At 69.5% G+C, this 19,237-nt stretch carries 19 protein-coding genes and 1 pseudogene; 8 read left to right on the top strand and 12 right to left on the bottom strand.

Annotated features, from left to right (window positions below; translation table 11 throughout):
* Window positions 1–88 precede the first annotated feature (88 nt).
* Window positions 89–385, top strand: a complete 297-nt coding sequence (locus E6G06_00785; GenBank protein TML93808.1) for a hypothetical protein — start codon at window positions 89–91, stop codon at window positions 383–385.
* Between the two features lie 51 nt (window positions 386–436).
* On the opposite strand, the gene E6G06_00780 is transcribed toward E6G06_00785, so the two are convergent.
* The 3 genes from E6G06_00780 to E6G06_00770 all read right to left on the bottom strand — a co-directional run bounded on the left by E6G06_00780 (window position 437) and on the right by E6G06_00770 (window position 3,795).
* Complete coding sequence (locus E6G06_00780) at window positions 437–1,489, bottom strand: hypothetical protein (protein TML93807.1); 1,053 nt, start codon at window positions 1,487–1,489, stop codon at window positions 437–439.
* A gap of 83 nt (window positions 1,490–1,572) precedes the next feature.
* On the bottom strand, window positions 1,573–2,979 hold the full coding sequence (locus tag E6G06_00775; GenBank protein ID TML93806.1) for a DEAD/DEAH box helicase: 1,407 nt from the start codon (window positions 2,977–2,979) through the stop codon (window positions 1,573–1,575).
* Window positions 2,980–3,162: 183 nt separating this feature from the next.
* A complete protein-coding gene (locus tag E6G06_00770) occupies window positions 3,163–3,795 on the bottom strand; it encodes a TetR/AcrR family transcriptional regulator (GenBank protein TML93805.1) in 633 nt (210 codons plus the stop codon).
* 91 nt (window positions 3,796–3,886) lie between these two features.
* Here E6G06_00770 and E6G06_00765 point away from each other — a divergent pair, with 91 nt between their 5' ends.
* Complete coding sequence (locus E6G06_00765; GenBank protein TML93804.1) at window positions 3,887–4,066, top strand: hypothetical protein; 180 nt, start codon at window positions 3,887–3,889, stop codon at window positions 4,064–4,066.
* A gap of 1 nt (window position 4,067) precedes the next feature.
* Complete coding sequence (locus E6G06_00760; GenBank protein ID TML93803.1) at window positions 4,068–5,300, top strand: cytochrome P450; 1,233 nt, start codon at window positions 4,068–4,070, stop codon at window positions 5,298–5,300.
* A 6-nt stretch (window positions 5,301–5,306) separates the two neighbouring features.
* On the opposite strand, the gene E6G06_00755 is transcribed toward E6G06_00760, so the two are convergent.
* Window positions 5,307–7,358 carry a hypothetical protein gene (locus tag E6G06_00755; protein ID TML93802.1) on the bottom strand — a complete coding sequence of 684 codons (2,052 nt, stop codon included), beginning with the start codon at window positions 7,356–7,358 and terminating at the stop codon, window positions 5,307–5,309.
* 82 nt (window positions 7,359–7,440) lie between these two features.
* Here E6G06_00755 and E6G06_00750 point away from each other — a divergent pair, with 82 nt between their 5' ends.
* Together E6G06_00750 and E6G06_00745 are read left to right on the top strand one after the other, a co-directional pair.
* Window positions 7,441–8,145: a dienelactone hydrolase family protein gene (locus E6G06_00750; GenBank protein ID TML93801.1), complete on the top strand. Its 705-nt coding sequence runs from the start codon at window positions 7,441–7,443 to the stop codon at window positions 8,143–8,145.
* A gap of 1 nt (window position 8,146) precedes the next feature.
* Window positions 8,147–8,398, top strand: coding sequence for a hypothetical protein (locus tag E6G06_00745; protein TML93800.1), 252 nt, complete (start codon window positions 8,147–8,149; stop codon window positions 8,396–8,398).
* A gap of 18 nt (window positions 8,399–8,416) precedes the next feature.
* On the opposite strand, the gene E6G06_00740 is transcribed toward E6G06_00745, so the two are convergent.
* Entirely contained in the window at window positions 8,417–9,160 is a 744-nt protein-coding gene (locus E6G06_00740; protein TML93799.1) for a DUF899 domain-containing protein, read from the bottom strand.
* Window positions 9,161–9,322: 162 nt separating this feature from the next.
* Here E6G06_00740 and E6G06_00735 point away from each other — a divergent pair, with 162 nt between their 5' ends.
* Both E6G06_00735 and E6G06_00730 read left to right on the top strand, forming a co-directional pair.
* Window positions 9,323–9,619, top strand: a complete 297-nt coding sequence (locus E6G06_00735) for a hypothetical protein (protein ID TML93809.1) — start codon at window positions 9,323–9,325, stop codon at window positions 9,617–9,619.
* A 23-nt stretch (window positions 9,620–9,642) separates the two neighbouring features.
* The gene (locus tag E6G06_00730) at window positions 9,643–10,830 is read left to right on the top strand and encodes a beta-lactamase family protein (GenBank protein ID TML93798.1); all 1,188 of its coding nucleotides are present in this window, start codon (window positions 9,643–9,645) and stop codon (window positions 10,828–10,830) included.
* A gap of 27 nt (window positions 10,831–10,857) precedes the next feature.
* Here E6G06_00730 and E6G06_00725 read toward each other — a convergent pair whose 3' ends face one another.
* The 5 genes and pseudogenes from E6G06_00725 to E6G06_00705 form a co-directional block, all read right to left on the bottom strand.
* Window positions 10,858–11,412 carry a TIGR03086 family protein gene (locus tag E6G06_00725; protein ID TML93797.1) on the bottom strand — a complete coding sequence of 185 codons (555 nt, stop codon included), beginning with the start codon at window positions 11,410–11,412 and terminating at the stop codon, window positions 10,858–10,860.
* Window positions 11,413–11,474: 62 nt separating this feature from the next.
* Window positions 11,475–11,918: a hypothetical protein gene (locus E6G06_00720; GenBank protein ID TML93796.1), complete on the bottom strand. Its 444-nt coding sequence runs from the start codon at window positions 11,916–11,918 to the stop codon at window positions 11,475–11,477.
* Window positions 11,915–12,319 carry an ester cyclase gene (locus E6G06_00715; GenBank protein TML93795.1) on the bottom strand — a complete coding sequence of 135 codons (405 nt, stop codon included), beginning with the start codon at window positions 12,317–12,319 and terminating at the stop codon, window positions 11,915–11,917. The genes E6G06_00720 and E6G06_00715 overlap by 4 nt, the downstream gene beginning before the upstream one ends.
* Window positions 12,320–12,432: 113 nt before the next feature.
* A pseudogene (locus tag E6G06_00710) lies at window positions 12,433–14,186 on the bottom strand (DNA-binding response regulator).
* Entirely contained in the window at window positions 14,128–15,159 is a 1,032-nt protein-coding gene (locus tag E6G06_00705; protein TML93794.1) for a hypothetical protein, read from the bottom strand. The pseudogene E6G06_00710 and the gene E6G06_00705 overlap by 59 nt, the downstream one beginning before the upstream one ends.
* Window positions 15,160–15,169: 10 nt before the next feature.
* Between E6G06_00705 and E6G06_00700 the strand changes: the two genes are divergently transcribed.
* Window positions 15,170–17,632 carry a CoA transferase gene (locus E6G06_00700; protein TML93793.1) on the top strand — a complete coding sequence of 821 codons (2,463 nt, stop codon included), beginning with the start codon at window positions 15,170–15,172 and terminating at the stop codon, window positions 17,630–17,632.
* 107 nt (window positions 17,633–17,739) lie between these two features.
* Here E6G06_00700 and E6G06_00695 read toward each other — a convergent pair whose 3' ends face one another.
* Complete coding sequence (locus E6G06_00695; protein TML93792.1) at window positions 17,740–18,447, bottom strand: TetR/AcrR family transcriptional regulator; 708 nt, start codon at window positions 18,445–18,447, stop codon at window positions 17,740–17,742.
* Between the two features lie 155 nt (window positions 18,448–18,602).
* On the bottom strand, window positions 18,603–19,237 hold a 635-nt coding region (locus E6G06_00690; GenBank protein ID TML93791.1), incomplete at its 5' end, for a class I SAM-dependent methyltransferase.

Raw genomic sequence — 19,237 nt, 5'->3', positions numbered from 1 at the left:
CGAAGCGTCGAGGCGACCGCTGGCCGGTCGCCACTGCGTCGTCGACCGGCGCCGTTTGAAAGGGCACGGGCCGTGTACCGTCAGGTTGGTGGCCGACGTGATGGACGTTGAGTTGTCCGAGCCCATGACCGACGAGGAGCTCGCCGCGTTCGCACTCGCCGCGGATCCGGACATCGGCGTGGACGACGATGCCGTGTCCCTGTGGCAGCTCATGGGACCCGATCCGGACAGCCTGTTGCCCGAGTGGTACATGCCGTCGCCGGCACCGGGGCTCCGACGGCTGCGCGGCTGGCGACGATGGATCGTTCTCCTCGTCATCGCGTCGTTCCTCCTGATCGAGGCCTACGGGCTGTGCAGCACGTACGGCCGCGTCGTGGCCGCCTGAAGCGACCACACGCACACGCTCGCAGGCAGGCGAGCGCGTGACGGCCTGCCCCTAGCCCTTCGACGGATGCGCGAGCCGGGCGAGAAGGAACGGCAACTGGTGGTCGCGCAGCTGTTGCGACCACCAGTACCACTGGTGGGCCGCGTCGTCCTCCCGGTAGTCCAACTGTGCCGTTCTCCCGACCTGGGCCCGGACGGCGGCAACGAAGTCTCTGTTCGCCCCGAGAAAGACCGCGTCGAGCACTTGGGTCGCGCAGAGCGCGGCCGGATCGGTGCTGGAGCATCGATCGGCGATGTCGAGCACGAGATCGGTTCTCGCGAGCCGCGCGACGAGCTCGATCGGGTGGTTGGCTCGAAACGCAGAGCCGTCGGCATCACGGAGTCCCGAGAACTTCGCTCCGGTGGCATTTGTCACTCCATCCAGGTTGGAGGACATCCCTCCGGCTGCGGCGAAGAGGTTCGCGTGCTTCGCGGCGAACAACATCGCCCCGTAGCCGCCGTTCGACACACCGACGATGGCACGGGCCTTCCGCGCCGCGATCGTACGGAGGTGCCGATCGACGAACGGGACCACCCACTTCGTGACGTACTCCTCGTTGCGCAGGTCACCGTTCACACTGTCGTACCACTGGCCGTTCGCACCGTCGGGCATCACGATGATCGCGGCGCGGTTGCGGTCCTGCGCGATGAGCCCGTCCATCACGGTCGAGATGTGGCCGTACGTCACGCCGTCGGCCTGGTCACCACCTCCGCCGTGAAGGAGATACACGACCGGGTACCGGAATGCACTCGTCGCGTATCCCGGCGGAAGGTACACGCACACTCCCGATGTGAATGCAAGGCCGCCGCTGGGCGTGCGTGGGCCGTCGGGCAGCATCCGGATGACGAGCGACCTCGCGGTCGCGTGCACCCTGTCTCGGCACGCGAGTGAAGGAGGCACGTGGCCCGGAGGGCTCGCCGCGGAAAGACCGGCGCCGCCGTTGTCGAGCGCGACGGGGAGCTCGTCGTGCACTGGTACAGGACGCGGGGCCGCGGAGCGCGCACCAGAAGAGCAACTCCCGAGAGCGAGCGAGATTGCGATGGCCGTCACGATCTGGCGTCTCATCGGGAACGCATCGCGCGTCGAGGTTGCCACGTTCTCCGTCAACCGCGCGCCGGGCGCAACTGCATGCGAGCTCGAGTCGCCGCTCAGCTGACGAGCTTCACCGTGCTGGCCTGCATGCCTTGTTGGCCCTGGTTGAGCTCGAACTGGACGCGCTGGCCTTCCGAGAGCCGGCGGAAGCCCGCGAGCTGGATCTCGCTCTGGTGGACGAAGATGTCGCCACCGCCCAGCTCCGGGACGATGAAGCCGAAGCCCCTCTTGGCGTCGAACCATTTGACGGTGCCCGTCGCGAGGCTCGGGCGTGCCCGTCGTCTCGTGTCGACCTTGCGGCGCGGCGCCTTCGCCTTCGCAATCGCCTGTACGGGCGCCGGCGACGCCGGCGGTACCGACGCAGCTCGCGGCGGGTCTGACCCGGGAGGCGCGTCGAGGCCGGGACTGAGGCCCAGATCACGCTGCAGCGCCTTCACCGCGACGCGGTGCTCGTCGCCGACCAACGTGATCACCGTCCCTGGGGCGCCGGCGCGGCCGGTCCGGCCCGACCGGTGCAGGTAATCCTTGGACTCCGCGGGGGGATCGAAGTGGACGACGCAGAGGACCGCGTCGACGTGGATGCCCCGAGCGGCCACATCGGTGGCCACGAGCGCTTGCACGGAATCGGCGGCGAAGGCGGCGAGCGCGCGCTCACGCTGGGCCTGTGAGCGGCTTCCGTGAATCGCCGCCGCGGTGATGCCGCTGGTGCCGAGCTGGCGGGCCAACCGGTCGGCGCCGTGGCGGGTCCGGCAGAAGACGATCGCGCGTCCGTGGCGAGCAACTGCGGCCGCGGTGAGCTGGATGCGCTCGCCCTTCGGCGCCCGCCAGAAGAGATGAGCGACCTTAGCGTGATCGTCGCCGAGGTCCACGACGTGGCGGCGCGGGGCGCGCTGGTACCGGCGGACGAGAACGTCGACGTCCCCGTCGAGCGTGGCCGAGAACAGCAGCGTCTGCCGGTCCGAACGCGTTGCGTCCAGCAGCCGTTCGACTGCAGGCAGAAAGCCCATGTCGGCCATGCGGTCCGCTTCGTCGACGACGACAGTGGCGACGTCGTCGAGCGCGACGTCGCCGCGCTCGATCAGGTCCTCGAGCCGACCCGGCGTGGCTACGACGATGTTGACGCCGCGCCGCAGAGCCTTGCGCTGCGCGTCGTAGCCGACCCCTCCGTAGACCGCGAGGACGCGACGCGCTTCTGCGGGCCCCAGGAGCAGACCCAGCTCGGTGCTGACCTGCAGCGCCAGCTCGCGAGTGGGCTCCAGGACGAGCGCCACCGGCCGGCGCGACGCGCCACCGATGGCGGACTCGGCGAGGGCGAGCCCGAAGGCGAGAGTCTTGCCGGAACCCGTCGGGGCCCGGCCACAGATGTCGTGGCCCGCGAGCGCGTCCGGCACGACCGCGGCTTGGATCGGAAATGGCGTCGTGATCGAGCGGCGAGCGAGACGCGACACGGCGTCGGCGGGCACGCCGAGATCGGCGAAGGTGACAGACAACGGGCTCCAGTCAGGGGTCAGGCCACCCGAAACGTGGAGCAGCCTCGCCGGCGGTGCGCCAGGCGAACGCCTCAGTGTAGCCGTGACGGGGCACCGACCGCGGTCGCCGTCGACGGCTTCAGCCGGCGGCGAGCTGCATCATCGGGGAACGCACGTTCATGATCGTTCGCCCTCACGCTCCACACCCATTGCGTCGTACAGAAACGAGAGGGTGGTGTCGAGCGTCTCGTCGGTGACCGCCGATGGGTTGACGAGGCGATCGATACCGAGGCCGCCGAACAGAGCCAAGGAGATCTCGGCGAGGTCACGCACCGGGTAGCGCGGGCTCACACCGATGGTCGCGTACTCGTGCTCGATGAGCGCCTGCACCTGCACGCGCGACCGCTGGGCACTCGCCGCCAGCTTCTCCTGCGCCTCGGGGTTGCGTCTCGCGTAGAGCACGAACTCGAGCCAGAGCGTGACGAACTCGTCACCCCAGAACATGTCGCTGCGCAGGATCTCGCGGATGCGCGGGAACTGCTCCGCCGCCTCGTGTGAGCCGGTCTCCAGAATCTCGGTCACGACCGCGAACTGCCGATCGACGCGGTCGTCGAGGAGCTCGAGGAACAGATCGTCCTTGCTCTTGAAGTTCGAGTAGACGGCGCCCTTGGTGAAGCCGGCGGTGGCGGCGACCTCGTCGAGCGTGGAGCCGTGGAACCCGTTGCGGGCAAAGACGATCGCGGCGGCGTCCAGCAGGTGCTGCCGCGTCATGGCGCGTCGTCGCTCGGCCGTGAGGGGCTCGAAGGTCATCCCGAGAACACCTTGACATACCTACAGGTAGGGCGAATACTCATCAGTATGCAGGCGACCGCTCGGGATCTCAAGGACTAGAGGGTACCGGGTGGATCGTCCGGCCGCGCTGGCATGGCTCGCCCGACGCCAGGTCTGGGAGGACCGCCTCCGCGAGCTCGAGGCACCCGGCAGCGCACCCAGCCGGCTGCTCGACCGCATCCGTCCGAAGGCGGACGCCAACCCGGGCCGCGCCGTCCGCGAGCACGCCCCCGTGAAGTGGGCCAGCTGACGTGACGCCCGAACCCGGCACCGGACCCGCGGCGTTCGATCCCTTCGAGCTGCCCGACACGATCCAGCTCTGGACCGCCGACGATCCCTACCCGTACCTGGCGGCCGCCCGCCGGGACGGTCCCGTGCGGCGCGAGTGGCCACTCCCGGTCGACATCGGAACCGTCGACGAGGGAAGCGACCCGTGGTTCAACGTGCTCGGCCACGACGAGGTGATGGCGGTGCTGCGCGACGACGAGACGTACTCGTCGACCGTCCTCGCCGAGATGATGGGCCCGATGCTCGGCCACACGATGATCGCGATGGACGACCCCGAGCACCGGGCCCATCGTGCCCTCGTCGCGCCGGCGTTCCGTCCGAAGTTGCTGGCCCGTTGGGAGCACGATCTCGTGCGACGGGTCATCGACGAGCTCATCGACTCGTTCGCGCCGCTCGGTCGAGCCGATCTCGTCCGCCGGCTGACCTTTGCGTTTCCCGTGCGCGTGATCGCCCGCATCCTCGGACTTCCCGAGCGCGACTCACAACAGTTCCAGCGCTGGTCGATCGAGCTGATCAGCATCATCGTCAACTGGGATCGTGGCATCGCCGCGTCGAACGCGCTTCGCGACTACTTCGCGGCGCGCGTTGCGGAACGCCGCGACCAACCGCGCGACGATCTCATCAGTGAGCTCGTCGACACCGAGGTCGACGGTCAACGGCTCTCTGACGAGGAGATCTTCGCCTTCCTCCGGCTGCTGCTCCCGGCCGGGGTGGAGACGACGTACCGGTCCTTCGGCAACCTGCTCTTCGCGTTGCTCACCCATCCCGACCAACTCGAGGAAGTCACCCGGAAGCCCGAGCTGCGTGCCGCCGCGATCGAGGAGGGGCTGCGCTGGGAGCCGCCGCTGGTGATGATCCCGCGCCAATGCGTTCGGGGTGCGCGCTTGGGCGGGGTCGACATCCCGGCCGGCGGAGGGCTGAACGTCTTCATCGGATCCGCGAACCGCGACGCGGGCCGCTACGTGGAGCCCGACCGCTTCGACATCCACCGGACGCCGCTGCCACACGCGTCCTTCGGATCGGGACCGCACATGTGCCTCGGCATGCACCTCGCTCGCATGGAGACCCGCGTCGCGCTCGACGCGGTGCTCGAACGATTGCACGATCTTCGCCTCGATCCCGAAGCGCCCCGGCCCGCGATCGTCGGGAGCGTGTTCCGATCGCCCGACGCCCTCCCGGTCTGCTTCAACGCCTGATCCGGGTCATCGCGTCGGGAACACGTCGACCCAGATCCGCCGGCCTTCTTCGACGATGCCACGGGTCTGGGTGCTCGGCCGGAGCTGTGGCCGACCCCGCACGTCCATCCAGGCCCGCTCGGACGTGGACGACGTGAGGCGGTGAAGCACGGCGTGTTCCGGGTCGAAGGCCGTCGCGCCCGCGGGCATGACCGCGATCCCGACCGCGGCGCCACCGGGCGCGGGCGTGAACGGCGCCCGCGGCCCGCTGCAGGCGATGCCACCGTCGCCCATCGGGCTGCGATGGAACGTGCCGTCCGCGTAGACGTAGCGGCCGACGCGCACGGTCGCGTCCCGCGGCGCGGGTAGCAGCCGGAGGAGCGCGTCGTCGATTGCGTCGCCGGTGTTCTCGGCCGCGGCCTCGCCGTCGTCGGGATGGGTGCACCCGAAGCGGTCGCGGTCACCGGGATCGTTGGCGAGGTGCGCCGGAGTCGGGACGTCGACCGCATTCGACGCAGGGAACATGTAGCCGAGCATGTCGTCGCCGAGCCCGGCGATGAACCGCCATGGTGCAGAGAGGCGCGCCATCACCCAGCCGTGGACGGGCCCGAGCGCGGGGCGCGCGAGCTGGTTCGGCCCCGCGAAGCTGTGGATGTAGGTGAACGGGAACACTTCGCCCGGCGCGGTCACGAACTGACCGTCACCGATCGAGAACCAGCCCACGACCGAGTGCACCTCGTCGCCGTCCTGCGCCCCGTTCGGCGCCCGCGGGACGGGCTGGCCGTTCTGGAAGACGTGCTTGTAGGCGAAGATCCCGATGTTCCCCGCCAGGTGGAACAGCTGGTTGTCGAGGTGCACGACGACCGTCGTGGGCGCGAACGCGACGTCGTCCGACCGCGATTGGGCGCCGGACTCGAGCGCGCGGGACGCCCAGGCGGCGATGCGCTCGCCTCGGACGCGTGTCGAGCGCTGGTACCCGTACGGGACTGTCGTTCCCGCGGTGTCGTAGATCGTGCGGCAGCCGCCGTTCCCGTTGGACTCGTGCTCGGCAACGGGTTGGAACGATCGCGGCGTGTCGAACACCTGGGGCATCTCCACCGAGCCGACCGCTCCCGCCATGGTGAGCACGACGCCGCCGCCCGCAGCGGCGAGCGCGGCGCGCGTGAAGTGTGGCCAGTCCGCCGAGAGGTGCAGGCGATCCTGGCTGTCGTCGGAGAAGCCGAGCTCCTCGGCGTGAATGCCGTAATTCACCAGGGTGAACACCGCGTCGCCGTGACGGTCGACGGCCTGCATCGCGCCGATCTGCTCGTCGGCGACGTAGGGATACGACGACCAGCACGGCACGAGGTCGTCGGGATGGATCGCGCCGTACCGGATCGACGCGGGTTGCAGCCGCCGGTCGGCCCGCTCGACGACGTCAGCGACGCGGGCGACCATGAACTCCACGTAGAACGGGTCGACGCCCGACGTGAACTCGTTAGGCCCGGAGATGCCGATCGTGTCCGGCGCGGACTCGTCGTGGGTCGAGGTGAAGAACGAGGCGTCGAGATCGGTGACGCCGTCCGCGCGGATCTTCTGACGCACGAGGTCCCAGATCTCGTCGAACACACCTTCGTTGTCGACGGTCGTCACCGCGACGCGCTTTCCTTCGTGAGCCACGACGAACGTCTCCGCGCCGAGCCGATCGAGCACAGTGGTGGGTTGGCGGTTGCAGCAGTTGCCTCCACCCAGATAGATGCCGTCCCACCGCCCGTCCGGTGCCCGGACCCCTCCGTTCGCCGTCGGAGTCGGACAGTCGAGGAACGGCTCGCCCACATCGAAGCGGCCGTTTCCGTTCGTGTCGCGGTATGGCTCCTCCAGCGCGAACCGGTGTGGGCCGTCGAACGTATGGGCGGCGTCGCAGTTGGCCGGATCGGCGGCCGCGCCCGTCGCGAGCGGGGGTGTGATGTCGCCCTCCGCCGCACCCACGAGGAAGGGCGCGGGTTCTTCGTCGGACGAGTGCGCGCCGGCTGCGATCCCTGCACCGCCCGTCGTCGCGATGAGGGCCACGATCACGAACAGCCGAATAGAGCGGTGCACGGCGTCCTCCCCCCGTCAGTGCTGCGATCGTACGCGGACGATCGCTTCGCCGTCGCTCGAATGGTCCCGCTACTGTCGGGCCATGACCGATGGCATCGTCGCGGAGACGATCACGATGACCGGCAACGGTGGTGACGAGATCGAGGCGTACCTCGCTCATCCGCTCGACGGCGACGACCGGCCCGGCGTCGTGGTGCTCCACCACATGCCGGGCTATGACCGCGCCACGAAAGAGATCGTCCGCACGTTCGCCGTCTACGGCTACGTCGCCCTGATGCCGAACCTCTTTCACCGCTACGCACCGGGGGCGAAGGCAGATGACGCGGCCGCGGCCGCACGCGACGCCGGTGGCGTGCCCGACGAACAGTGCCTCGGCGATGTGCAGGGTGCGATCGAGGTCCTACGACGGCGGCCCGAGTCGAACGGGAAGGTCGGCGTGATCGGCTACTGCTCCGGCGGGCGCCAAGCCTTCCTGGTCGCGTGCACGCTCGACGTCGATGCAGCCGTCGACTGCTACGGCGGACGGGCGAACGTCGATCTCGCTCCGGAGCTGCGCTGCCCGCTTCTCGGGCTCTTCGGCGCCGACGACCAGAGCCCGTCACCCGACGACGTCGCCGCGATGGCGAAGGCGCTCGAGGCCAACGGCAAGACCTTCGACTTCCATTCCTACGAGGGCGCCGGCCACGCGTTCTTCTCTGTCGACCGCCCCTCCTACCGGCTCGACGCGGCAAGAGACGGATGGAAGCAGATCTGGGCGTTCTACGACAGGCATTTGAAGGGGACGTGACATGTGCACGTACGCAACCTCTACTGCCGAGGTGACGGGCAGCGGCTACCGCGGTGACGAATGGTTCCCCGTCGACCGGGCGGTCGTGTACTTCGACCATCCGCAGGACGCGCCGCTCGACCACGCGCTGTGCATCGACGTGTGGGGCGGGCGTGAGCGGGTGGCGGTCGAGCTCGACGCCGCGTCCGCCCGCCGCCTGGCCGAGACGATCCTCGCCACCCTCCAGCGCGACGAGGTCACGCTCCTCATCTGACCGCGGAAACAGCCGGCTTCACGAGGCGAAGTCGGGGGTCGCGGAGCGCGCCTCGTCGCTACGGCCCTTGGGCTCCTCCCACTCCTCCTGGCGGCCGAGGGCGGTGAGGTCGAGGAAGTAGTACGAGCCGCCGGTGGACTCGAGCCCGCGTGCGTACTGCGCGTACGTGTGGAACACCCGGCCATCGGACTGCAGGAAGCAGCTGCGACCCGGCATCTCGAAGGGCTGCTCGGCGTCGAAGAAGTCCGAACCCGAGGCTTCGAACTCGGCCTTCGTCCGGTAGTTGTACTCAGGGGGAGCGACGGCCTGGTCGATCGTGACGCCGAAGTCGTAGTTGAAGTCGGTGCCGTACGACGAGTACCAGGGGATGTCCCATCCCCTCTTCTCCTTCCACCGCTCGAGCTTCTCGAGCGGGGCACGCGAGACCATGGCGTAGCTCGTGTCTCGCGTGTGGAGATGCTCGAGGAACCCAGCGGAGAGCTCATCGGTGCCGGCGGTGCAGCTCGAACAGCCGTCCTCCCATTCGGGGTCGAACATGAAGTGGTAGACGATCAGCTGCCGGCGCCCCTCGAACATGTCGACGAGCCGCACCTGGCCGGTGGGTCCGTCGAACACGTAGTCCTTCGTGATCTCGACCATCGGCAGGTTGCGTCGCTCGGTGTTGAGTGCGTCGCGCTGTCTGGTCAGGTTCTTCTCCTTGGCCAGCAGCCCCTTGCGGGCGGCCAGCCACTCATCTCGGGTGGCGATCCTGGGAAGACTCATGTCGTTCCTTTCCTCGGGACTCCGGGAGCGGAGGTCGAGCCGGTCACCGACGTCCACGGTATGACGATGCCGAGCGGGCGAACTCATCGCGATTCGGTCCGGACGGGGTGGCATCGCCCGGCACCGATGAGTTCTGGCGGCCGGCGCGGTCCTGAACAGATGATGAAGACGATTGTCGTGCGTTATCAGGTCAAGCCCAACCGAGCCGACGAGAACCAGCAGTTGATCGAAGCGGTGTTCGCCCAGCTCGACGAGCGCGAGCCGGAGGGGTTCACCTACAAGGTCTTTCGGCTCGAGGACGGCGTGAGCTTCATCCACGTGGTGATCGAGCACGACGTCGACCACGCTGACTCGCTGCAGGCGGTGCCCGCCTTTCAAGCCTTCGTGGCCGACATCGCCGACCGCTGTGACGTCCCCCCGGTGGCGATGGGAGCAACCGTCGTCGGCGGCTACCGCTGACCCGCAGCGAGAGGATGGGGCGCATGGGACGAGGGGTGACGACCGAGGGGAAGGCGGGGCTGCACGCGGCCCTGGCCGCGCACGTGGGGTCCGGTGCGATGCCCGGGCTCGTCGCGCTGGTGCGGTGCGGCGACGACGTGCACGTGGAGGCCATCGGCCACAAGGACTTCGGCGACGCCGAGCCCATCGGCCTCGATGCCATCTTCCGCATCGCCTCGATCACCAAGCCCATGACCGCCGCCACGCTCATGCTGCTCGTCGAGGACGGGATGGTGGGGCTGGACGACATCGTCGACGGATGGCTCCCGGAGCTGTGCGATCGCCGCGTGCTCCGCTCGATCGACGCCGAGCTCGACGACACCGTGCCCGCGGCCCGGCCGATCACGGTCGAGGACGTGCTCTCGTTCCGCCTCGGCTACGGATCGATCATGGCGCCGCCCGGCACCTACCCGATCCAGCGGGCGGAGGCGGCCCTCGACCTCAAGACCTTCTCGGCGCCGTGGCCGCCGCCGGAGCTGACGCCCGACCAGTGGATCGCCTCCCTCGGCTCGCTCCCGCTCCTTCACCAGCCCGGCGCCCAGTGGATGTACAACACCGGCGCCGAGGTGGCGGGCGTGCTCATCGAGCGGATCGCGGGCGCGCCGCTCGACGACGTGATGCGGGAGCGCCTGTTCGAGCCGCTCGACATGGTCGACACCGGCTTCTTCGTGCCGGCCGACAAGCGTCACCGGTTCACGACCCAGTACGCGCCCGACCCCGAGACCGGTGCGCTCGGGCTGCTCGACCCGGTCGAAGGATGGTGGGCCGCCGCGCCGAAGATGCCCAACGGCGCCGGGTGGCTGGTGTCGACGGTCGACGACGTGGCCGCGTTCGCGGCGATGATGGCGGCCGGCGGCGGCGAGCTGCTGTCGGCGGAGACGATGCGGCTCATGATCACCGACCGGACCACGGCTGTCGACCGGGCCGCCAACACCGTCTTCCTGGGCGGCCACAGCGGCTGGGGCCTCGGGATGGCGGTCCCGGCTGCCGATGGCGCGTCGGGCGTCCCCGGCGGCTACGGCTGGGACGGGGGCACCGGCACGAGCTGGCGGAACGACCCGGCGACGGGGCTCACCGGGATCCTCCTCACCCAGCGGGCGATGACGTCCCCCGAGCCGCCCGCGGTCTTCGACGACTTCTGGCGCCACGCGTACGCCGCCATCGCCGACTGACGCACGCGCTGCCGTCGCGGCGTCGGGTCAGGGCCGGCGGCCCGTGAAGGCGATGAGTCGGGTCTGCTCGTCGGCGTCGGCCGGCACCTCGACCTTCGGGCCGTACTGACCGCTGGCGCGGAGCACGTCGTCGAGGGGCTCCATGCCGCGGAGCATGCGGCTGACCTCGTCCGGGTCGAGGGTCTCGTCGAGGCCCGTCGCGCGCGCGAGGTCCCACGTGTGGACCACGACGTCGCCCAGGAAGAACATGCCGATGGCGTCGCCCAGCGTATGGGTGCCGGCGCGGGGGTGGTCGATCTCGGACGCGGCCGCCGCCGGATCGTCGAGCAGCGCCTGGATACCGTCGCTCATGGTCGTCCAGGCGCCGACGGGGTCGTCGTCGACCGAGGGCCCGCTCGGGAGCTGCGGCCCTCCCGCCGACGCGAGGAACGATGGCATCCAGTCGACCATGTGGCGCACGACGTCGCGGGCGACCCATCCGTCGCACGGCGCCGGCCTCTCCCACCCGCCGGCGGGCACCTCGTGGGCCCGCCGGGTGAAGCGCCTTGCCACCCGTCGATAGCGGTCAGCTGTGTCGCTCATAGTTCGCTCCGTCTCCGTCGAAGGTAGCCGTCACGACGTCTGACGATCGCCGGAGCGGGAACTCATCGATGCTCGTCTCGACGGATCATCGGCGCTTCCACCGCGTGACGTGCCCGCAGCTCTGCATCCCACTCACCGCTGCAGTACCCCACGGCCTCGATGATGCGTCCGCCCTCCATCTCGCAGAGCCAGAGGCGGCGCGCGGTGAGGTCCTGACCATCGACCTGTTGGTGCTCCTCGTGCTCGGTCACGAACCCCGTCACGGTCGGAACCGTGCGCAGAACGTCGATCCGGACGTCACCCTCGTTGATCTGCTCGAGCTGCGCCGAAAACGCCTCGGGGCCTTGCAGCTGCATCCGCCACACGGGCATGTTCAGGTCGAAGAAGACGTCAGGGGAGAAGACGTCCGTGGCGGAGTCAGGGTTCTCGAAGACCCCGGCGAAGCGCCGGCTGAGTAGCTGCACCGCGCTGAGGTCCGTCGCTGTGTCTGCCTGTGGGTTCGTCATGACGCCAGCTGCTCCATCACACCCGCTGCGTCCACGACGCCCCAGCGCTCGACGATCTTGCCGTTCGCCAGCCGCCAGATCTCGATGCCCCGAACCTGGAGCTGCTTGCCGGTGGCGGGCACTCCCAGGAACTCGCCGGTATGGGTTCCCTGGAAGACCCAGTTCTCGATGACCGTGTCGCCGACGGCCAGGAACTCGTCGCGCAGCGTGCTGCGGTTCGAGAGGCCGTTGACCACCATCTGGCACGTGTGCCGCTGGCCTTCGCGGCCCTGGCCCTGCCCGGGCATGGGGTCGTGGTCGATGCACTCGTCGGCTACGACCTCGTCGACGACGTCGATCTCGCCGCCGACGAAGCCTACCTGGGTGAGTCGACGCACGGCGGTGATGTTCGCTTCGGACATTTCCGTCCTCCTTGTTGTGTCGTGAGAACGGTACGGGTGAGGCCCGGGTCACCACATCGGGAGAATCATCCAAACCCGCGCGTCACCCCGATGGGTACTTTTGTGTAGGGCGCTCAGACCAGGTCGTGCTCATACGCGTACGCCGTGGCCGCCGACCTCGACGACAACCCCAGCTTGGTGAAGATGTTGCTCACATGGCGAGCCACCGTCTTCTCGCTGATGAACAGGTCGTCGGCGATCGCCCGGTTGGTCTTCCCGGTCGCCACCGATGCGAGCACCTGCACCTCGCGCGCGGTCAGGCCGCCTGCGGCCCGAGCCGACGCGATCCCGCACAGCTCTTCCACCCGGACGAGCTCCGGCGCCGCGTCGAGCTGCAGGAACGCCGACCGGGCGGCATCGAGCTCCATCTCCGCGCTGTCGTCGTCGCCCAGCGCCCGACACGCGAGACCGATCAGGACACGGACACGGGTCGCTTCGTAGGGGGCGTCGAGCGTGCGCCAACCGGTCCACGCCTGGCGCAACGCGCCGAGCGCGGCACGTGCATCCCCCTCCGCGAGCAGGACCGCGCCCACGCAGCGCGCCGCCAGCGCGCGCAAGAACGGCGCGTCCATCTCGGCGGCGATGCTCGACAGCTCGTCGGCAGCGACGCGCGCCGCCGAGGTATCGCCGGCCTCCAGGACGATCTCAACGTAAGGGCCGAGCACGCGGGCCCGTGCGACGGGATCCTGGGCTTCGTCGAGCACGCGACGGATCGCGGCGTCCGCCGCACCGACCTGGCCCTGGGCCAGCCGCAGCAGTGCCAGGCCGGGTTGCGGCTCGCGTCCCAGCTCGTTGGCCCGACGGTAGGCCGCCTCCGCCTCGTCGAACTCGCCGCGGAGCCGATGCAGCTCGGCGCACTGGTAGAAGGCGGCGCCGATGGCCGGCTCATCGGTGAGTCGCTCACAGGCGCGCACCGCTTCTTCGATGGCGTCGGGCCAGGTGCCGTGCAGCAGCATGATCTCGGAACGATGCACGAGGCACTGCCCGCGGTAGAGCACCAGATCGGGTTGCGATTCGCACCAGTGGCTCAGCGCTGCCGTCCACTCGTGCACGCGTCGCAGGTCGAACAGCTCCTGGCATGCCTCGATGACCGTGCAGTACACGTCGCCGACCGCGATCGGCGACACCTCCCGAGCGGTGACCGCGACCATGGCCTCGTCGAGCAGCGCCACCCCCTCGGCGATGTCCCCCATGTAGATCAGGCACCGGCCCACCCCCACCCGGGCGAGCGTCACCAGCTCCGGATCACCGAAGCGGTCGCCGATCTTGGCCGCTTCGGTGAACGCAGCATGGGCGACCGCGCCGTCACCTGCGAAGATGGCGCGCAGCGCGACCGAGTAACGCAGATAGCCCTGCTCCACGCAGTCGACGCCGCCGTCATCGAGGAGGCGCTGCGCACGGTCGACCCACCCGCCGCCGCGGGCCACGTCGCCCTTGTTCAACAGGCCGAACGACAACCAGAACGCGCAGCGAGCGGCCCGAGCCGCGTCGCCCAACCGGGCGCACTCGTGGTGCGCTCGCGTCCAGACCTCAACGCTGTCCTCGTCCCTCCCGACCAGGTAGCGGCCACCGCCAGACGCTCGAGATCCTCCAGACCCAGCGGATCCTCGGCATCTGCCGCGAACAACTGCGCGCACACATCTCCCCATGCGCCCCGCTCGAACGCCTCCCGGGCCCGATCGCTGGCATCGATCACCGCATCAGTCTCGCCGACGCGCGGACATTTGGGGCCGGACGCCGGACCCTCTACTGCGAACGGCGGTGCACGCTCAGTCGCGCCGGGAGTTGGCGAGAACGGCGCCGTTGCGGAACACGGAGATGGGACCATCGTCGCTCACCGCGATCACGGTGGCGAGCGGGTCGTCGTGGCTGTAGCGCCGGGCGGACGTGTGGCGCGTGCCCCTGAGCGATTCGACGGTCTGTTCGGCGACGTCGCTCGGCACGAGCCGCACGCCGAGTTGGCGGAGCACGCCGTCGGCGTCGAAGACGGCGGCGCCGTCGACCTGGGCGAGGGCGTGGCGCAGCGGGGCGAGATGGCTGACCACGCGGATCCGCAGGGGCGGCGGGATCGGAAGCCGCTCTTCGACGCTGGGACCGGAATCGCCATCCGGTCGATAGATGAGGAGTGCGCCGATGCGCATCGACCCGAGATCGTGGATCGCAAATGTCAGCATGGCCTCGATGACCGCGGCGTCACCGTGCGCCGAGTGCGTGATGACGGCATCGGTCCAGCTGCTCACCGGCGGCTCGTGATGCCACCTGAAGCCCTCCCAGCGAAGGACACCGAAGCTCCCGACCAGCCGCACCGCACCGGCGAGATGTCGCTGCACGATCGTCGCGTCGAGCACGCGGGCGAGTACCACGAGGTCGCGCTCGGAGCCCGCGGGCCGGTCGAAGATCATCCACTCGTTCGAGCCGTCGGTGCGCCGCAGCAGCCAGCTGGACAGTCCATCGGCAAACCGGCGGGCCGCGGGCAGGGGCTGCCTGTCCGCCGGTCCTCGTGTGATGTCGAGCTGCGTGCCCGACTCCCATGTGCCTGGATCGGAACGGGGTTCGAGGATCGTGCCGCTGCTCACGACCCGTCGCTCGTGGACCTCCGGGCGCAACGCGTGATCGATCTCCTCGACCAACAGGGTGCGGAAGGCGTCGGTTCCCTCGACGACCAGTCCGCTTTCCTCGAGCTCCTCCGCAAGTCGTCGTCGCCGCCCGACTCCCGGCTCAGGCATCGATGCGACGCTAGCGCCAGTCCCGCCCCGAGATGATGGTCGCTCCGAAGGATGGGCCCTGCGCGCCCGGACCATAGTGACTACTATGAAGGGCGGAGCCGTGGCCACGAGGAGGCTCGCCGAGAAGATGGCTGGTGTGCTGGACGGGATCCGCGTCGTGGATGTCTCGCACGGGGTGGCGGGCCCGATGACCACGATGATGTTGGCGGACAACGGTGCCGACGTGGTGCGCGTCGAACGTGGCCGCGACGAGCCCGCGGCCGGACAGACCGGCTTGCGGGTGTGGAACCGGGGGAAACGCAGTGTCGAGATCGACCTCGAATCCGGCGCGGGCCAGGACGCGCTGGCGACGTTGCTGCGTGCGGCCGACGTGGTCGTGCACACCCCCTCTGGCATCGAATCCCACGCGGTCCGCGCGATCGTGGCCGCTGCCACGGTTGAGAACCCTCGGCTGATCGTTTGCAGCATCAGCGGGTACGGCGATCACCCGCTCCACCGTGATCGGCCGGACCTCGACGGGTTGGTCGCGGCGCGCACCGGTTTGCTGTTCGACCAGAAGGGTCGCCGAGGCACGCCGATGGAGTTCATCAGCGGGCGCCCCGGGCCGCTGCCCGAGCTGGACGCGAGCGAAGGGCTCGTGCGCGGCGCTGACCGGCCGGGTCCGGTGTTCCCGCGCACGCCGTGGCCGAGCATCGGGGCGACCTACCTGGCCACCCTCGGAGTGATGGCGGCGTTGCGAGCGCGCGAGCTCACCGGTCGAGGCCAGGTGGTCGAGACGTCGTTGCTGCGGGGCGCGTTGGCGGCGACGTGCCTGAACTGGCAGCGGGTCGAGGATCCCGACGCGCCGTTGTACTGGATGTGGCCGGCCGACGCGCGCTCGATCGAGGGACTCTACGAGTGCGCCGACGGACGATGGGTGCACCACTGGACCGTGCGCCCGAGCTGGGTGCTGTCCTCGGCCGAAGGGGACGACCTCGTGGTCGCCGGCAGCGACGGCTTGTACCGGGATGATCCTGATCGGATCTCGATGGAACCGGACGGCCTGCTCGTCGGGACGTTCCTGCACCCGCAGCTGGCGGAGGCGTTCAAGAAGTTCCCCTCGGCCGACTGGGTCGCGGCCGGCGACGCGGCGCAGATGGGCGTGGCGCTCGTGCGCTCGCCGGCCCAGGCGCTGGCCGACGAGGCGTTCCTTGCCGACGGGTGTGTCGTCGAGGTGGTCGATCCCGAGCTGGGCTCGATCCGCCTTTGCGGCCCGCTGCTCGAGCTCTCCGACGCGCCGGGTGCGGTGCGAGCGCCGGCGCCGCGTCGCGGGCAGCACACGGCCGAGGTGCTGGCCGAAGCCGCCTGGGCGCCCGCGCCGGCTCCAACGGGCGCGGGGGCGACGCTTGCGCATCCGCTGACCGGGGTGCGCGTCATCGACCTCGGTCTCGGTGTCGCCGGCCCGTTCGCAGGGCGGATGCTCGCGGACCTGGGTGCGGACGTGGTCAAGGTGAACGCCAAGCACGACGTCTACTGGTGCGGCACGCACATGGGCCTCGGGACCAATCGGGGCAAACGAAGCATCGCCCTCGACCTGAAGCACGAGTCGGGTCGAGCGATCCTCGAGCGTCTCATCGAGAGCAGCGATGTCGTGACGATGAACTGGCGACCGGGCGCGGCCGCTCGGCTCGGCCTCGACTACGAGACGCTCACGGCCAAGTACCCGAAGCTCGTCTACTGCAGCTCTCGCGGTTACGAGCGCGGGCCCCGGTCGGACCTGCCCGGCACCGACCAGACCGCGGCGGCGCTCACGGGGACCGAGTGGGAGGACGGGGCGTGCGATGCGGGGAACCCTCCGCTGTGGAGCCGGTCGAACATGGGCGACACCGGCAACGCGCTGCTGTCGGCGATCGCCATCACGGCCGCGCTCTACCATCGCGACCGGACCGGGCGCGGGCAGCAGGTGGGCACGTCGATCGTCAACGCCGGGCTGCTCCACACGTCCTACGCCTGGATCCACGCGGACGGCACGCCGTCGGACTGGGGTCACGTGGACGGTGGTCAGCACGGTTTGTCGTGCTGGTACCGGCTCTTCGAGTGCGCGGAGGGAACGTGGATCTTCCTCGCCGCGCTCGACGCCGTCGAACAGGCCACCACCCTGGCCGCGCTGGGCGCGGACGCGGAGGTGCGCGACGATCCCGACGCGCTCACCGCCGCCTTGGAGCACGGGTTTCGGACGCGCTCGGCGGCTGAGTGGTTCGCCTTGCTCGACGCGGCGTCGGTGCCGGTGGAGGTCGTCGATGAGGAGTTCTGCCGGAACGTCTTCGACGATCCTCATGCGCGCGCCGACGAGCTCATCGCCGAGACGTCGTCGGGCGCGGTGGGCCGCTTCGAGGATCCGGGCCTCCTCGTCCGCTTCAGCGAGACGCCGGGTGTGATCCAGCGGGGTCCGAGCATGTGCGGCGAGCACAGCCGGGACCTTTTGGTGGAGCTCGGCTACGCCGACGGGGAGATCGATGCGTTCGTCGAGGGGGGCGCCATCCTGGACGCGCCGGTCGTGAAAGAATGAGCGGGCCGCTGGAGGAGCTGCTGGCGCGCGTGCCGCGCGATGCCGTCGACGACGACCAGTGGAGCGATTCCACTCCTCGATCGTGCGGGGCCTGCCGAAGGTCGCGATCAGCGCGAGTGGCGGCTGACATGCCGCCGCTTTGGCCAACCGGCGGCTTCATCGAGGTAGGAGCCGATCATGTGGGAGAGCAGCCGGCGCTGCTCGCCCACCCGAGTCTTCTTCGCACCAACGGCGTCGTAACCCATCGTGCCCCGCAGCTGCTGGCTCAGCGCGAAGCCGCGCAGCGCGAGGAACACCGTTGCGGCGAGATCGGGGTCATCCGCCACGGGATCGAGGGCTTCGCCGATCAGCCGCCGCAAGTGCTGGTTGGAGCGCTCGGCCACCGAGCGCATCGTACGTCGCACGTCGGTGCTCGTGTGCGGGTCGTGATCCATGTTCAGGAGGATCTGTAGGTAGGCGAGGTAGCGCGGTGTCCCGTAGTGCTCGGCTAGAAGCGACAGCAGCTCGTCGACGCGAGCTGTCGCCGTCGCACCTTCGATGGCCGCGCCCGCGACGAGGTCGACGAATCGGTTCGCGCCGTCCTCGAGCACGGCGAGCAGCAGCGCTTCCCGCGTGCCGAAGTGGTGCTGGATCACGCCCCATGTCACCCCGGCTCGACGGGCGATCTCATTGCTGCTCGCCCGGTAGAAGCCACGCTCCAGGATCGACGCCACGGCCGCTTCGAGCACCCGCTCCCGTGTTGCGACGTCGACCTCGCGCCGCATGGCTCTCGCCCGCGGGGAGCCGGCCTTCGTTGACTGCACCACAGCTCGCATGCTAGTCTTCCATAGTAGTCACTATGGCGCTCGAACTTGCGCCAAGGAGGTGAGCACGTGCGACTGGTTTCGGCGGGACTCCCACGTGCGCATCGCGCCCGAGCAGATCAACGCCAACCACGTCTACGGCATCTGAACACAACCAGCCGCGCGGTTCAGCGCTTACGACAGACGTAGTACACGTTGAGGATGTCCTCCGGCACCCGCGTGGTCTCCACCGAGGTGAAGCCGGCCTCGCGGAACATCTCGGTGGCCTTCTGCTCGCCCCACATGGTGCCGAGACCGGCGCCGTCGAGCGCGAGCGACACGGTCATGCAGTGGAAGGTAGACACCGAGTAGAGCATCGGCGCCATCGGATGCTCGAGGTTCTCATCCACGTTGCTCGAGCCGGCGACATCGACACACAGGAACACACCGTCGGGCGCGAGCGCGTCGGCGATTCCCTTGAGGACGACGTCGGGCTTGGCCTGGTCGTGCACCGCGTCGAAGACGGTGATGAAGTCGTACTGCCTTGTTCCGTCGAGCGTCGCCGCGTCCTTCACCTCGAAGGTGGCATTGGCCAGACCCAGCTCGGCCGCCTCCTTTCGCGCCGCGGCGATGGCTCCCCCGGAGAAGTCGAGGCCGTTGAAGCGGCTGTTCGGGAACTCCTTGGCCATGAGGTTGATCGCGTGGCCTTGACCGCAACCGACGTCGCACACGTCGATCCCCTCCCGCAGCCGGTCGATGAGGCCGTCGACGAGCGCGAGCTCGCCGCCGATGAGCGCGGCGTCATGGACCTCCGCGCTCATCT

The sequence above is a fragment of the Actinomycetota bacterium genome, from assembly GCA_005888325.1.
Taxonomy (GTDB): Bacteria; Actinomycetota; Acidimicrobiia; order Acidimicrobiales; family AC-14; genus AC-14.
The sequence above is the reverse complement of the archived record's forward strand: the minus strand, read 5'-3'. Positions and strand labels throughout refer to the sequence as shown.

Coding starts and splice junctions, on each gene's coding strand:
- E6G06_00725 (TML93797.1), bottom strand. CDS start 11,412: ATGAGCGACACAGCTGACCGCTATCGACGGGTGGCAAGGCGCTTCACC.
- E6G06_00730 (TML93798.1), top strand. CDS start 9,643: ATGGGACGAGGGGTGACGACCGAGGGGAAGGCGGGGCTGCACGCGGCC.
- E6G06_00740 (TML93799.1), bottom strand. CDS start 9,160: ATGAGTCTTCCCAGGATCGCCACCCGAGATGAGTGGCTGGCCGCCCGC.
- E6G06_00745 (TML93800.1), top strand. CDS start 8,147: ATGTGCACGTACGCAACCTCTACTGCCGAGGTGACGGGCAGCGGCTAC.
- E6G06_00735 (TML93809.1), top strand. CDS start 9,323: ATGAAGACGATTGTCGTGCGTTATCAGGTCAAGCCCAACCGAGCCGAC.
- E6G06_00700 (TML93793.1), top strand. CDS start 15,170: ATGAAGGGCGGAGCCGTGGCCACGAGGAGGCTCGCCGAGAAGATGGCT.
- E6G06_00695 (TML93792.1), bottom strand. CDS start 18,447: ATGCGAGCTGTGGTGCAGTCAACGAAGGCCGGCTCCCCGCGGGCGAGA.
- E6G06_00705 (TML93794.1), bottom strand. CDS start 15,159: ATGGTCCGGGCGCGCAGGGCCCATCCTTCGGAGCGACCATCATCTCGG.
- E6G06_00750 (TML93801.1), top strand. CDS start 7,441: ATGACCGATGGCATCGTCGCGGAGACGATCACGATGACCGGCAACGGT.
- E6G06_00770 (TML93805.1), bottom strand. CDS start 3,795: ATGACCTTCGAGCCCCTCACGGCCGAGCGACGACGCGCCATGACGCGG.
- E6G06_00715 (TML93795.1), bottom strand. CDS start 12,319: ATGTCCGAAGCGAACATCACCGCCGTGCGTCGACTCACCCAGGTAGGC.
- E6G06_00720 (TML93796.1), bottom strand. CDS start 11,918: ATGACGAACCCACAGGCAGACACAGCGACGGACCTCAGCGCGGTGCAG.
- E6G06_00780 (TML93807.1), bottom strand. CDS start 1,489: ATGAGACGCCAGATCGTGACGGCCATCGCAATCTCGCTCGCTCTCGGG.